Genomic DNA, 11,565 nt, shown 5'->3' on the forward strand with positions numbered 1-11,565 from the left:
GCTGTAGGCGGCCGCGACCCGCTCCACCCGCCCCGCCACCCCAGGAAGCCGACCGCGGCGAGACGGCGGGGACCGGCTCGCCACAAGCACCGCCGAACCGGCGATCCGCGTGCCAGCGGATCGCTGTAGGCGGACGCGACCCGCTCCACCCAGCCCGCCACCCCAGGAAGCCGACCGCGGCGAGCCGGGCGGGGACCGGCTCGCCACAAGCACCGCCGAACCGGCGATCCGCGTGCCAGCGGATCGCTGTAGGCGGACGCGACCCGCTCCACCCAGCCCGCCAACCCAGGAAACCGACCGCGGCGAGCCGGGCGGGGACCGGCTCGCCACAAGCACCGCCGAACCGGCGATCCGCGTGCCAGCGGATCGCTGTAGGCGGACGCTTCCCGCTCCACCCAGCCCGCCACCCCAGGAAGCCGACCGCGGCGAGCCGGGCGGGGACCGGCTCGCTATTTGAGCAGCCGCGAGAGGACGCGATCGGCGAGGACCTTGCCGCCGGTCTGGCAGGTGGGGCAGTACTGGAGCGTGGAGTCGTGGTAGATCACCTGGCGGATCATGTCGCCGCAGACGGGGCAGGCCTCTCCTGTACGGCCGTGGACGCGCATGCCGAGCTTCTTCTCGCGCTTGAGGTCGGCCGCGTGCAGGCCCTCGGCGCGGGCGAGCGCCTCCTCGAGGGTGTAGCGCAGCGCCGCGGAGAGGCGGTCCAGCTCGTCGGCGGTGAGCGCGGCGGGCTTGAACGGCGACATGCGCGCCACGTGGAGGATCTCGTCGGAGTAGGCGTTGCCGATGCCCGCGATGCGGGACTGGTCGCGCAGGACGCCCTTCAGCTGCGCCCGGCCCGCCGTAGCGAGGATCGCGCCGAGGATCTCCTCGGTGAACTCCGGGTCCAGCGGATCGGGGCCCAGTCTGGCGACGCCCGGGACGTCGAGCGGATCGGCGACGATCGACAGCGCGAGGCTCTTCTTGGTGCCGGCCTCCGTGACGTCGAACCCCGACCCGTCGTCGAGGACCAGTCGCGCGGCGAGCGGGCCCCGGCCGGGCTTCACAGGGGCTGTCGGCCGCTCGGGCCGCCACCGGACCCAGCCGGCGCGGGCGAGGTGCAGGAGGACGTGGGCCTCGCCGACGGCGATGTCGAGGAACTTGCCGTGCCGCGACACTCCGTGGACGGTCTCGCCGGACAGAGCCGACGGCGGGATGGCCACGGTCTTGAGGGCGGAGATCGCGAACACGTCGAGCCGCTCCAGGACTCGTCCGCCCAGGCGGGCGTCGAGATCGAGCGCGAGGGCCTGGACCTCGGGGAGTTCGGGCATGCGACCACCCTGGCCCGCGGTTCCCGCACCGTCCACCCCTGGCGGACGGGACGGCGACGGCTCAGTCGCCGAAGCGCGTCGCCGCGACCTTCCGCAGGAACAGCTCGTGGAAGCGGTAGTCGCCGGTGATCTCGGGGTGGAACGCCGTCCCGAGGAGGTTGCCCTGCTCGACCGCGACGACCCGCCCGTCGGCGACGCTGGCGAGAGCGGTCGCCCGCTCTCCCAGCTCCTCCACGACCGGTGCGCGGATGAAGACCGCGTGCACCGGCGGATCGCCGATCGCCGGCACGTCGAGATCGGTCTCGAAGGAGTCGAGCTGGTTGCCGAACGCGTTCCTCCGGACCGACACGTCCAGGCCGCCGAAGCTGCTCTGGCCGTCGATGCGGTCGAGGACCCGGTCGGCCAGCATGATCAGCCCGGCGCAGGTGCCGTAGACGGGCATCCCCGCACCGATCGCCTCGACGACCGGCCCCGCGAGCCCGAAGAGGCGCGACAGCTTGTCCATCACCGTGGACTCGCCACCCGGGATGACCAGACCCGCGACGGTGGCGAGCTCCTCCGGGCGGCGCACCAGCACCACCTCCGCGCCCAGCTCGCGCAGGACGTGCGCGTGCTCGCGGAAGTCGCCCTGCAGCGCGAGGACGCCGACGCGGAGCCCCTCGAGCGACTCCCGCGTCAGTCCAGCGCCGGCGAGCGGCGCGTCGGCGCTACCAGCCACGCTCGGCGAGGCGGTGCGGCGCGGGCACGTCGGCCACGTTGATGCCGACCATCGCCTCGCCCAGACCGCGCGAGGCCTCCGCGACGACCTTCGCGTCGTCGAAGAAGGTGGTCGCCTTCACGATCGCGGCCGCGCGCTTGGCGGGCTCGCCCGACTTGAAGACGCCGGAGCCGACGAACACGCCGTCGGCGCCCAGCTGCATCATCAGCGCCGCGTCGGCCGGGGTCGCGACCCCGCCGGCGGTGAAGAGGACGACGGGGAGCTTGCCGGTCCGGGCGATCTCGACGACCAGGTCGTAGGGGGCCTGCAGCTCCTTGGCCGCGACGTAGAGCTCGTCCTTGGTCATCGCCTTCAGGCGGTTGACCTCGCCGGAGATCGTGCGGATGTGCTTGGTCGCCTCGGAGACGTCGCCGGTGCCGGCCTCGCCCTTCGAGCGGATCATCGCGGCGCCCTCGGTGATGCGGCGCAGCGCCTCGCCCAGGTTGGTCGCTCCGCAGACGAAGGGGACGGTGAAGTTCCACTTGTCGATGTGGTTCACGTAGTCGGCGGGCGACAGGACCTCGGATTCGTCGATGTAGTCGACGCCGAGCTCCTGGAGGATCTGCGCCTCGACGAAGTGGCCGATGCGCGCCTTCGCCATGACGGGGATCGACACGGCGGAGACGATGCCGTCGATCAGGTCGGGGTCGCTCATGCGCGCGACGCCGCCCTGCGAGCGGATGTCGGCGGGGACGCGCTCGAGCGCCATCACGGCGACCGCACCGGCGTCCTCCGCGATGCGGGCCTGCTCGGCGTTGACGACGTCCATGATGACGCCGCCCTTGAGCATCTCGGCGAGACCGCGCTTGACGCGGCTCGAGCCGAACTGCTCGGGAGCGGACGAGGACGGAGTGGTGGTGTCGGTCATGTTCGCGAGTCCTGTTCTGTGCGGCGACTTCCGCCGACGGCAGCTCCGAGTCTACGAGACGGCGCCCGCCGCCCGCGGCGCTGGACAGGGGGCCGGGCGGCGGTCTAGAGGCTCGGCCAGGCCGCCGCGAGGCTCGCCCGCACGTCGCCGAGCAGCTGCGGAAGGGCCTTCGTGCGGGCGATGATCGGGAAGAAGTTCGCGTCGGTCGCCCAGCGCGGGACCACGTGCTGGTGCAGGTGCGCGGCGATCCCCGCTCCCGCGACCGCGCCCTGGTTCATCCCGAGGTTGAAGCCGTCGTTGCGGGAGACCGAGCGGACGACGCGCATCGCCGTCTGCGTGAGCGCTCCGATCTCGGCCACTTCCTCGGGAGTGGCCTCGTCGTAGAGCGGGATGTGCCGGTACGGGCAGACCAGGAGGTGGCCGGAGTTGTACGGGAACAGGTTGAGCAGGACGTAGGCGTGCTCCCCGCGCGCGACGATGAGGGCCTCCTCGTCGCTCAGCGTCGGCGCCACGCAGAAGGGGCAGTCGTCGGCTCCGGGCTGCCCCTTCTGGATGTAGACCATCCGGTGCGGGGTCCACAGGCGCTGGAACTCGTCGGGCACCCCGGCGAGGTGCGCCGAGCCCTCCGCTCCCTCGGGCACGACGCCGTCCGAGCCGTCGCCCACGCTCAGACCTGCGCCTTCGAGGCGACGGCCTCGCGGATGCGTGCCACGGCGTCGGCGACCGGGATCCCGTTCTCCTGCGTGCCGTCGCGGAAGCGGAAGCTGACGGCTCCGGCGTCGCGGTCCTTCTCCCCCACGATCATCTGGAACGGCACCTTCTGCAGCGTGGCGTTGCGGATCTTCTTCTGCATCCGGTCGCTGGAGTAGTCGATCTCGGCGCGGATGCCCGAGCGCTTGAGCTCGCCGACGACCTCCTCGAGGTAGGGCAGGTACTCGTCGGCGATCGGGATGCCCACGACCTGGACCGGCGACAGCCAGACCGGGAACGCCCCGGCGTAGTGCTCCGTGAGGATGGCGAAGAAGCGCTCGATGGAGCCGAAGAGCGCGCGGTGGATCATGACGGGCCGCTTCTTCGAGCCGTCCGAGGCCGTGTACTCGAGCTCGAACCGCTCGGGCTGGTTGAAGTCGAGCTGGATGGTCGACATCTGCCAGGTGCGGCCGATCGCGTCGCGTGCCTGCACCGAGATCTTCGGCCCGTAGAACGCCGCTCCACCCGGATCCGGCACCAGCTCGAGACCGGAGGCGACGGCGACCGCGCGCAGCGACTCGATCGCCTCCTCCCACTGCTCGGGCGCACCGACGAACTTCGGGTTGCCCTCCTCGTTCGTGGACAGCTCGAGGTAGAAGTCGTCGAGGCCGTAGTCGCGCAGCACCTGGAGCACGAACTCGAGGTTGCGGGTCAGCTCGGCCGACACGTCCTCCTGCGCGACGTAGATGTGGGCGTCGTCCTGGGTGAGGCCGCGCACGCGGGTGAGGCCCTGCAGCGTGCCGCTCTTCTCGTAGCGGTACACCGTGCCGAACTCGGCCAGGCGCAGCGGGAGCTCGCGGTAGCTCCGGCCGCGCGAGCGGAAGATCAGGTTGTGGAACGGGCAGTTCATGGGCTTGAGGTAGTAGTCCTGGCCCTGACGGGTGACGTTGCCGTCCTCGTCCTGCAGCTCGTCGAGGTGCATCGGGGGGAACATCCCCTCGGAGTACCACTGCAGGTGCCCGCTCGTGAGGAACAGGTCGCCCTTGGTGATGTGCGGCGTGTAGACGAGCTCGTAGTCGTGCGCGAGCAGCTGCTCGCGCATGTACTGCTCGATCTCGTAGCGGATGATCCCGCCCTTGGGGTGGAAGACCGCGAGGCCGGAGCCGATCTCGTCCGGGAAGGAGAACAGGTCGAGCTCGTGGCCGAGCTTGCGGTGGTCGCGGCGCGCCGCCTCCTCGAGGCGGGCCTGGTGCTCGCGCAGCTCGTCCTTCGTGGGCCACGCGGTCCCGTAGACGCGCTGCAGCTGCGGGTTCTTCTCCGAGCCGCGCCAGTAGGCGGCCGCGTTCCGGGTCAGGGCGTAGCCGTTGCCGATCATGCGGGTGTTGGGCAGGTGCGGGCCGCGGCAGAGGTCCTTCCAGACCGTCTCTCCGGAGCGCGGGTCGACGTTGTCGTAGATGGTGAGCTCGGCGCCGCCGACCTCGACGCTCTCGTCCTCGGCGCCGCCGCCCTTGATCCCGATCAGCTCGAGCTTGTAGGGCTCGCCGGCGAGCTCGGCACGCGCCTCCTCCTCGGACACGACGCGGCGCACGAACCGCTGGCCCTGGCGCACGATGCGGTCCATCGCCTTCTCGAGCGCCTTCATCGCCTCGGGCGTGAAGGGCTCCTCGACGTCGAAGTCGTAGTAGAAGCCGTCGGTGACGGGCGGGCCGATGCCCAGCTTCGCCTCCGGGTTGATCTGCTGCACCGCCTGCGCGAGCACGTGAGCCGCGGAGTGGCGGAGGATGTTCAGCCCGTCCGGCGAGGAGATGAGCACCGGCTCGATGCGGTCGCCCGGCACGACGTCGGCGGCGAGGTCCTTGAGCTCGCCGTTGACGCGGATCGCGACCACGGCCCGGTCGGTGAAGTGCGTGAATCCCGTGCCCGCCTCGGTGACGACCGGGTGGGACTCGTTCTCTGCGGGATTCGACGGTTCGTGAGACACGTGCGGGCACTCCTCGGGCTCGGTTGACCCCTCGACTGTAGTCGGCGGCGGCCCCTACCCGAGCGCGTCGCGCACGCGGGCGTCGAGCGCGCGCAGAGCGGAGGCGAGCTCGTCCCGGTCGGCGCCGGGGAGCACGAGCGAGCTGCGCTCCAGCTGGTGCAGGAGGACCTCCTCCAGGCCGGGCGGCAGGGAGTCCACGGCGAGCGCCCCCTCGAGTGCGGCGAGGACGGCGACGACGGCCACCGCGTCCCGTGCCGCGAGTCTGCGTGCGCTGATCTCCATGGTCTCCGTCCGAGTCGTCCGACCCCGTCACCCTGCCGACAGCACGTGCCCCGGACAGGGGCGCGGGGGCGACCGGTGCGCAATCCGTCCAGGTGACATCCTGGTCCGATGGGTGCCGGTCCTGCTCTGCAGCGCTTCACGCGATCCGGGGCCGACCTGGAGGAGGCGCGGCGCTTCTACAGCGACGGCTACGGCGGGTCGGGATTCCGGACGGAGACGGTCGAGCGGCCCTTCTCCTTCCGCTACGACGTCTCCGGGAGCGAGGGCGTGAGCCTGCGGACGTCCGTGTTCCGCGGCTCCGTGTCCGGGGGGCTGCGGCCGGAGGGCGAGTACATCGTCTCGTGGTTCCTCTCGGGCACGAGCGTTATGGACCCGGAGGGCGATCGGATCGTCCACCGGCCGGGGTGGCCGGTCGTGTTCCCGAGCGCGCGTCCGTTCGAGTTCGTCTCCCGCGACTTCCAGCAGCGGCTCGTGCACGTGGCCGCCGGCCTCCTCGAGCAGGTCGCGTCCGAGTCAGGCGACGGCGTGCCGCTGCCGCTCGTCTTCGACCACCGCTCGATCGCCTCCGCCTCGGCGCTGCCGGGCTGGTGGCGGGCGGTCGACGACTTCGCGGGCGTCCTGCGGTCGGGCCGAGAGGCGACCGCGCTGCAGCTCGTGGCGGCCGAGCGCGGTGTCGCTCTGCACCTGCTCGCGACCTTCGCGCACCGGCCGGTCGTGGTGCCGGCGCAGGTGCTGCGCCCGGGGCTCGAGCACCTCCTGCGGGCGGCGGAGTTCCTGCACGCGTTCGCCGCGTCGCCGATCACCGTGGCCGACATCGCTGCGGCGGCGGGACTGACCCCGCGCGCTCTGCAGGCCGCGTTCCGGCGGCACTTCGACGACACTCCGCTCGGCTACCTGCGCGGTGTGCGCCTCGACCGGGCGCGCGTCGAGCTGCGCGAGGGCGCTCCGGGCGCGGAGACCGTGCGCGCCGTCTCCGCGCGCTGGGGCTTCCTCAACCAGGGCCGCTTCTCGGGGGCGTACCACCGCCGTTTCGGCGAGTACCCGGTGGAGACCCTGCGCCGCTGATCCTCAGGCGCCGGGAGCGAGATCGCGGGCGTAGCAGACCGAGTGCTCGGACCCGATGTAGTCGCCGAACGGCGGGATGGCGTGGTAGCCCTCCCGGAGGTAGAACCGCATCGCATCGGGCTGGAGCGTCCCGGTCTCCAGCACCAGGCGCGTCGTGCCCAGGGCGGCGGCCCGCTCCTCGAGGGCGCGCAGGACGGCCGTGGCCGCTCCGGTGCCGCGGGCGGCGCGGTCGGCGAACATCCGCTTCACCTCGATGGCGCCCGGTCCGAGGACGTCGTCGTCGAGAGGTCGCAGCCCGCCGCAGGCCACGGCCGTGCCGCTCGCGTCGCGGGCGAGGAGGAAGACGGGCACGTCGTCGGCCGAGGGCGGGGTGCCGGGCTCGTGGTCGTCGCTGCCGTAGCGCTCGTCGAGCTCGCGGCGCTGGGCGTCGCGCAGACGCTCGGCGTCCGGGTGGGTCCACGCCACCTCGTCGATGGTCCAGCTCATGACGGCTCCTCCCGGTCGCGCGGCGGGCGCGGCCGAGGCCATTCTGCCGCGCCCTCTCCCTCTCGTCCGCCCGGTGGCAACCCCTTCCGCGCCCGGCCGCGACAGGCGTCGACTGGAGGACCACCGACGAAAGGACGCACCGTGCTCTCCGACTCCCCCATCGGCCCCGTTCTGCTCTCCCGCGACCTCGCCGCCTCCCGCGCCTTCTACGCCGGCTCCCTGGGACTGGAGGTCCTCGAGGAGAGCGAGTCGGCGATCGCCTACTCCTGCGGCGGCACGCGGCTCACTGTCACCGCCAGCACCACGGGCTCGAAGGACGAGCAGACCAAGGCGGCCTGGCGCGTGGCCGACCTGCGGGCCGAGCTGGACGCGCTGGCGGCCCGGGGCGTCGCTCCGGAGGACTACGACAGCGACGAGCTGCGCACCGAGAACGGCGTGGCCGACCGCGGCAGCGTCTGGGCGGCCTGGATCCTCGATCCCGACGGGAACGCGCTCGGCATCGAGCAGCCGAAGAGCTGATCGGCGCCGCTCTAGACTCGCCCCATGCCCGACGACTCCGCTCCGCTGCCCGCGCCCGGGTGGTATCCGCACCCGGCCGTCCTCGGTTCGGAGCTCTACTGGGACGGTGCGGCGTGGACCGACCGGTCCCGCCCGTCCTCCTCGGCACCCGCTCCCGCCTACGGCACGCCTGAGGGCGCTCCGGAGCAGGAGCTGTACGCCTACCCGTCCGCCCCGTCCTCCGCGGCGGGCCGCAACCCGATGGCGATCGCGAGCCTCGTGCTCGGCGTCCTGAGCCTGCTGATCAATCCGCTGCTGATCCCCTCGATCCTCGCCATCGTCTTCTCGGCGAAGGGCCGGGCGGCCGCTCCGGTCGTCGGAGGCGGTCGCGGGCTCGCGACGGCCGGACTCGTCACCGGGATCCTCGGCCTGGTGTCGGGCGTCTTCACCATCGTGGGCAACCTCTCGGCCGGGGTCTCCGGCCTGGCCGGCTGACCGGGGTGCCGCGGCCCTCGACGCCCCGATGACCGTGCGCCGGAGCGCTCCCTGGCTCCTCGTCGTGGCGGTCGCCCTGGTCGCCCTGGTCCTGCGCGGTCCGATCGTCGCCGTCGCACCGATCATCGACGCGGTGCGCGAGGACCTCGCGCTGTCCGCGGGCCTGGCGGGGATCCTCACCAGCATCCCCGTCCTCTGCTTCGCCCTGGCGACTCCGCTCGCCCTCCTGGTGATCCGCCGCGCGGGCCCCGACGCCGCGGTCACCGTCACGGTGATCGGCGTCGCGCTCGGCACGATCGTCCGCTCGATCGGCGACGTGGGGCCGGCCGTCGCGGGCACGATCCTGATCGGCGTCTCCATCACGATCGGCAACGTCGTGCTCCCCGTCGTGATCCGGCGGGACGTCGCTCCCGCGCGCGTCGACCTCACGACGGGCGTCTACACCGCGGCCCTCAACATCGGCTCGACGATCACCTCGCTCGGCACCGCTCCGCTCGCTCTGGCGCTCGGCTGGCGCGGCGCCCTGCTCGTCTGGCTCGCCCTCAACGCCCTCGCGCTGACCGGCTGGCTCCTGGCGGTGGGTCCCCGAGCCGCCCTGCGTCCGGCTCCCCGCCCCTCCCGCGCCGACCGCGCACCGGCCGCACCGGCTCCGCGGATCTTCCGCAGCGCGACCGTGCTGGCGCTCGCGCTCTGCTTCTCGAGCCAGGCGTTCTCGTACTACGGAGTGACGGCCTGGCTCCCCTCGCTGCTCGTCGACCGCAACGGCTTCTCGATCGCGACCGCGGGCGCGAGCGCCTCGGTGTTCCAGCTCGCCGCGGTCGCCGGGGCCCTCGGCGTCCCGCTCCTGGTCCGCAGGCTCGGCCCCCTGGGGAGCATCGTTCTCGTCGGCCTCCTCTGGTGCACGGTGCCGGCGGGGCTGCTGCTCGCCCCGCAGCTCTGGGCGCTCTGGTGCGTGCTGGGCGGCGCGGCTCAGGGCGGAGGCTTCACGGTGGTGTTCGTGCTCGTCGTGCGGCTCTCCCGCTCCGACGCCCACGCGTCGCGGCTCTCGGCCACGGTGCAGGGCATCGGCTACGCGGTGGCCGCCACCGCCCCGACCGTCATCGGATTCGCGCACGACGCGAGCGGCGGCTGGGAGGCGCCCCTGCTGACCGTCCTCGCCGCGACCTGCTCCTTCCTCTTCTTCGGCACCCTCGCCGCCGCGCGCCAGCGCCGAGCCTGACCCCGACACGGTCGGCCCCGCCGTCAAGGGGGCCGTCCGACGACTGTCGGCCCCGTAGCGTGTCCGCATGGCCGAGCAGAGCACGACCCGCGAGAAGACAGCGCCCGATCCCGACGATTCCCGGAAGCCCGACGACGTCACCGACATCACCAGGCGCTCCTGGTTCTACGTCCTCAAGAAGACGGCCCGCGAGTTCGGCGCCGACCAGTGCACCGACCTCGCCGCCGCGCTCACCTACTACGCCGTGCTCGCGCTCTTCCCCGCCCTGCTCGCGATCGTGTCGGTGCTGGGGCTCTTCGGCCAGGCCCAGGCCACCACCGATCTGGTCCTCGACCTGATCGGCAACCTCGCGTCGAGCGAGGTCGTCGACCTGCTGCGCGACCCGATCCAGGCGCTGACCAGCTCCTCCGCCGCGGGTCTGGCCTTCGTGACCGGTGTCGTCGGAGCGATCTGGTCCGCCTCCGGCTACGTCGGCGCCTTCGGCCGCGCGATGAACCGCGTCTACCAGATCGACGAGGGGCGCCCCTTCTGGAAGCTCCGCCCGACGATGCTCGGCGTGACCGTGGTGACGGTCGTCCTGATCGTGATCGCGGCGCTCATCCTGGTGCTCAGCGGACCGGTCGCGACCGCCGTCGGCGACGTCGTGGGCCTGGGTCCCGCCGCCCTCACCGTGTGGAACATCGCGAAGTGGCCGGTGCTCGTGGTCATCGCGATCGGGATCGTCGCGATCCTCTACTACTGGGCGCCCAACATCCGCCAGCCGAAGTTCCGCTGGATCAGCCTCGGGTCGATCGTCGCCCTGGCGATCTGGCTCATCGCCTCGACCGGCTTCGCGTTCTACGTGGCCAACTTCTCCAACTACAACAAGACCTACGGCTCGCTCGGCGCCGTGATCGTCTTCCTCCTCTGGATCTGGATCACCAACATCGCCCTGCTCTTCGGCGCGGAGTTCGACGCCGAGCTCGAGCGCGGACGCGAGCTGCAGGCGGGCATCGAGGCGGAGGAGACCATCCAGCTCCCCCCGCGCGACACCGCCGCGAGCGACAAGAAGGCGGCCGTGCACGAGAAGGACGTCCGCGACGGGCGCTGGCTGCGCCTGGCGAGCGAGAACCGCAGCGACGACGGCGCGGCCGAGGACGACGAGGCCGCGAAGAAGAAGTGACTCAGGACTCGGACGACCAGAGCGCGCGGTAGTAGGCCGCGCGCTCGTCGTCCGGATCCGCTCCGTACTCCGCGAGGAGAAGCGGGGTGTGACCGGGGCCGTAGTTCCAGCCGAGGCTGACTGCGGCGACCGCCAGATCCGCCCAGCGGTCGCCCACGCCCAGGTCGCCGACGTCGACCGTGCCGCTCCAGCGTCCGTCGTCGTCGACGAGCGTGTTCGGAGCGCACGCGTCGCCGTGCACCACGACCGGATCCACGAGCTCCGGTGCCGCGCCGAGCGCCGACGGCCGGCGCGCGAACCAGGAGTCGCCGCGCAGCTCCTCGGGCATCGCGTCGACGGGGAGCGCGTGGACCGCCCGCAGGCCGGCCGCGATCGCGCGGACGGCCTCCTCCGGCCGGGCCGTCCACTCCGGATCGACGGCGCTCCGCCCGGGCAGCGGCGCGGTGAGGAGCCACTGCCCCTCCTCGTCCTCGCCCGCCTCCAGGATCCGGGGTGCGTCGATCCGCCCCTCCAGCCAGCGCAGACGCGCGAGCTCTCGCCGGAGGTCGACGCCCGTGGACCGGGGATTCCACTTCAGGTACCCGGCGTCCACGCGGAAGGTCAGCCCGTCGAGCTCGTTGCGCCAGACGAGCGCCGGATCGGCGCCGCCGTTCAGGCGCCTCGCCAGCGACGGGATCCGGACGCCGTCGAGCGAGGACTGCCGTGCGAGATCCGGTCCGCTCATGCCCCCAGGGTAGGCGCCGTGATCCTGA

The 11,565-nt window shown here is 72.5% G+C and carries 13 protein-coding genes; 5 read left to right on the top strand and 8 right to left on the bottom strand.

All coding sequences use genetic code 11. The annotated features are described in order from the left end of the window. Window positions 1-449: 449 nt before the first annotated feature. From C5D08_RS06920 to C5D08_RS06945, 6 genes are all read right to left on the bottom strand, one after another. Window positions 450-1,310 carry a DNA-formamidopyrimidine glycosylase family protein gene (locus C5D08_RS06920; RefSeq protein WP_104276411.1) on the bottom strand — a complete coding sequence of 287 codons (861 nt, stop codon included), beginning with the start codon at window positions 1,308-1,310 and terminating at the stop codon, window positions 450-452. 61 nt (window positions 1,311-1,371) lie between these two features. Next, window positions 1,372-1,989 (bottom strand): pyridoxal 5'-phosphate synthase glutaminase subunit PdxT, encoded by a 618-nt coding sequence (pdxT, locus tag C5D08_RS06925; RefSeq protein WP_104276492.1) that lies wholly within the window; start codon window positions 1,987-1,989, stop codon window positions 1,372-1,374. 28 nt (window positions 1,990-2,017) lie between these two features. Next, window positions 2,018-2,935, bottom strand: coding sequence for a pyridoxal 5'-phosphate synthase lyase subunit PdxS (gene pdxS, locus C5D08_RS06930; RefSeq protein ID WP_104276412.1), 918 nt, complete (start codon window positions 2,933-2,935; stop codon window positions 2,018-2,020). Window positions 2,936-3,039: 104 nt separating this feature from the next. Next, the gene (locus C5D08_RS06935; protein ID WP_308471628.1) at window positions 3,040-3,600 is read right to left on the bottom strand and encodes an HIT domain-containing protein; all 561 of its coding nucleotides are present in this window, start codon (window positions 3,598-3,600) and stop codon (window positions 3,040-3,042) included. Window positions 3,601-3,602: 2 nt separating this feature from the next. Continuing rightward, window positions 3,603-5,513, bottom strand: a complete 1,911-nt coding sequence (gene thrS, locus C5D08_RS06940) for a threonine--tRNA ligase (RefSeq protein WP_244230674.1) — start codon at window positions 5,511-5,513, stop codon at window positions 3,603-3,605. A 147-nt stretch (window positions 5,514-5,660) separates the two neighbouring features. Continuing rightward, entirely contained in the window at window positions 5,661-5,888 is a 228-nt protein-coding gene (locus C5D08_RS06945) for a hypothetical protein (protein WP_104261680.1), read from the bottom strand. A gap of 108 nt (window positions 5,889-5,996) precedes the next feature. On the opposite strand from C5D08_RS06945, the gene C5D08_RS17190 reads away from it, so the two are divergent. Next, a complete protein-coding gene (locus C5D08_RS17190; RefSeq protein ID WP_104276414.1) occupies window positions 5,997-6,953 on the top strand; it encodes an AraC family transcriptional regulator in 957 nt (318 codons plus the stop codon). 3 nt (window positions 6,954-6,956) lie between these two features. Here C5D08_RS17190 and C5D08_RS06955 read toward each other — a convergent pair whose 3' ends face one another. Further along, the gene (locus tag C5D08_RS06955; RefSeq protein ID WP_104276415.1) at window positions 6,957-7,439 is read right to left on the bottom strand and encodes a GNAT family N-acetyltransferase; all 483 of its coding nucleotides are present in this window, start codon (window positions 7,437-7,439) and stop codon (window positions 6,957-6,959) included. 141 nt (window positions 7,440-7,580) lie between these two features. Here C5D08_RS06955 and C5D08_RS16960 point away from each other — a divergent pair, with 141 nt between their 5' ends. The 4 genes from C5D08_RS16960 (at window position 7,581) to C5D08_RS06975 (ending at window position 10,813) form a co-directional block, all read left to right on the top strand. Further along, complete coding sequence (locus C5D08_RS16960; protein WP_104256165.1) at window positions 7,581-7,958, top strand: VOC family protein; 378 nt, start codon at window positions 7,581-7,583, stop codon at window positions 7,956-7,958. Between the two features lie 24 nt (window positions 7,959-7,982). Beyond that, window positions 7,983-8,432, top strand: a complete 450-nt coding sequence (locus C5D08_RS06965) for a DUF2510 domain-containing protein (RefSeq protein ID WP_104276416.1) — start codon at window positions 7,983-7,985, stop codon at window positions 8,430-8,432. Window positions 8,433-8,460: 28 nt separating this feature from the next. Continuing rightward, window positions 8,461-9,651 carry a CynX/NimT family MFS transporter gene (locus C5D08_RS06970; RefSeq protein WP_104276417.1) on the top strand — a complete coding sequence of 397 codons (1,191 nt, stop codon included), beginning with the start codon at window positions 8,461-8,463 and terminating at the stop codon, window positions 9,649-9,651. 67 nt (window positions 9,652-9,718) lie between these two features. Further along, a complete protein-coding gene (locus C5D08_RS06975; RefSeq protein WP_104276418.1) occupies window positions 9,719-10,813 on the top strand; it encodes a YihY/virulence factor BrkB family protein in 1,095 nt (364 codons plus the stop codon). Between the two features lies 1 nt (window position 10,814). Here the strand turns inward: C5D08_RS06975 and C5D08_RS06980 are convergent, their stop codons facing one another. Beyond that, on the bottom strand, window positions 10,815-11,537 hold the full coding sequence (locus C5D08_RS06980; protein ID WP_104276419.1) for an aminoglycoside 3'-phosphotransferase: 723 nt from the start codon (window positions 11,535-11,537) through the stop codon (window positions 10,815-10,817). Between the last annotated feature and the right edge of the window lie 28 nt (window positions 11,538-11,565).

This window comes from Rathayibacter sp. AY1B6, from assembly GCF_002932755.1.
In the GTDB taxonomy this organism is placed as follows: domain Bacteria; phylum Actinomycetota; class Actinomycetes; order Actinomycetales; family Microbacteriaceae; genus Rathayibacter.

Bases quoted from the DNA above. Each gene is read 5' to 3' on its own strand.
- C5D08_RS06980 (WP_104276419.1), bottom strand. From the start codon at position 11,537: ATGAGCGGACCGGATCTCGCACGGCAGTCCTCGCTCGACGGCGTCCGG.
- C5D08_RS06970 (WP_104276417.1), top strand. From the start codon at position 8,461: ATGACCGTGCGCCGGAGCGCTCCCTGGCTCCTCGTCGTGGCGGTCGCC.
- pdxS (WP_104276412.1), bottom strand. From the start codon at position 2,935: ATGACCGACACCACCACTCCGTCCTCGTCCGCTCCCGAGCAGTTCGGC.
- C5D08_RS06920 (WP_104276411.1), bottom strand. From the start codon at position 1,310: ATGCCCGAACTCCCCGAGGTCCAGGCCCTCGCGCTCGATCTCGACGCC.
- C5D08_RS06975 (WP_104276418.1), top strand. From the start codon at position 9,719: ATGGCCGAGCAGAGCACGACCCGCGAGAAGACAGCGCCCGATCCCGAC.
- C5D08_RS17190 (WP_104276414.1), top strand. From the start codon at position 5,997: ATGGGTGCCGGTCCTGCTCTGCAGCGCTTCACGCGATCCGGGGCCGAC.
- C5D08_RS06945 (WP_104261680.1), bottom strand. From the start codon at position 5,888: ATGGAGATCAGCGCACGCAGACTCGCGGCACGGGACGCGGTGGCCGTC.
- C5D08_RS06955 (WP_104276415.1), bottom strand. From the start codon at position 7,439: ATGAGCTGGACCATCGACGAGGTGGCGTGGACCCACCCGGACGCCGAG.
- C5D08_RS06965 (WP_104276416.1), top strand. From the start codon at position 7,983: ATGCCCGACGACTCCGCTCCGCTGCCCGCGCCCGGGTGGTATCCGCAC.